This window comes from Arhodomonas sp. KWT (genome assembly GCF_010993615.1).
The window spans coordinates 1-1,119 of sequence record NZ_WNXE01000525.1 but is presented as its reverse complement, the minus strand read 5'-3'; the positions used below and the strand labels follow the sequence as shown (position 1 = coordinate 1,119).

The 1,119-nt window shown below is 71.9% G+C and carries 1 protein-coding gene; it reads right to left on the bottom strand.

The annotated features are described in order from the left end of the window. Positions 1 to 22: 22 nt before the first annotated feature. The coding region (locus G7A99_RS20430; protein ID WP_163143697.1) for a GNAT family N-acetyltransferase at positions 23 to 1,119 on the bottom strand (1,097 nt) is incomplete at its 5' end.

Genomic DNA, 1,119 nt, shown 5'->3' with positions numbered 1-1,119 from the left:
CTACGGGATGGATGTCCCGGCGCTACGCGGGCTCCGGCGGGGTGTCGGCGTGCTCGCGCAGGTCGAGGGTCACGCGGACCACGTCGGGCTCGTCGGGGTGGGCGCGGCGCCGGAAACCGAGCTCCTGGCACAGGCGCAGCATGATCTGGTTCTCCCGGAGCACGTCGCCGAAGATCTCCTGGATGCCGCGGCTGCGGGCGTACGCGATGATCCGTTCCATCATCAGCCGGCCCAGCCCGCGGCCGGTCAGCGAGCGGTGGATGATGATGGCGTATTCGGCGCGGGTGTTGTCCGGGTCGGCGTTGATGTGGACGACGCCGTGGATGGTGGCGTGCCCGGGCATGCCGGGCTCGGTGAGCACCAGCGCCATGTCCCGGTCGTAATCGATCTGGGTGAAGCGCGCGGCCTGCATGTGCGTCATGCGCTTCATGGGCATGAAGAAACGCAGGCGCACCTCCTCCGGGCTCAGCCGGGCGAAGGCGTCGCGCAGGGGCATCTCGTCCTCCGGGGTGATCGGGCGCAGGCGCAGCTCGTGGCCGTCCTCCCCGGGGATGGTCTCCTCCAGCTCCCGGGGGTAGGGGCGGATGGCGAGCCGGCCGGTCCCGCTGCCGCTGCCCCGGCCCACGCGCACGCGGGCGTCCAGCGCCATCACCCCGCGATGGTCGGCGAGCAGCGGGTTGATGTCCAGCTCGGCCACCTCGCCGAGGTCGGCGACGATCTGCGAGAGCCGCACCAGGGTGAGGGCGATGGCGTCGCGGTCGGCGGCGGGCACCCCGCGGTAGCCCCGGAGCTGCCGGTCGATGCGGGTGCGCTCCATCATGTCGTAGGCAAGCTTCATGTTCAGCGGCGGCAGGCCCAGGGCCTGGTCGCGGATCACCTCCACCGCCGTGCCGCCCTGGCCGAAGAGCACCACCGGCCCGAACTGGTCGTCCTCCGTGACGCCGGCGATGAGCTCCAGGGCGTCGGAGCGGATGATCATGGGCTGGATCGTGAACCCCTCCAGCCGCGCGTCGGGCTTGTGCCGGCGCACCCGGGTGAGGATGCTCTCGGCGGCATCGCGGACCTCGTCGGCGTCCGCCACGTCCAGGGCGACGCCGCCGACGTCGCTCTTGTGGGAGA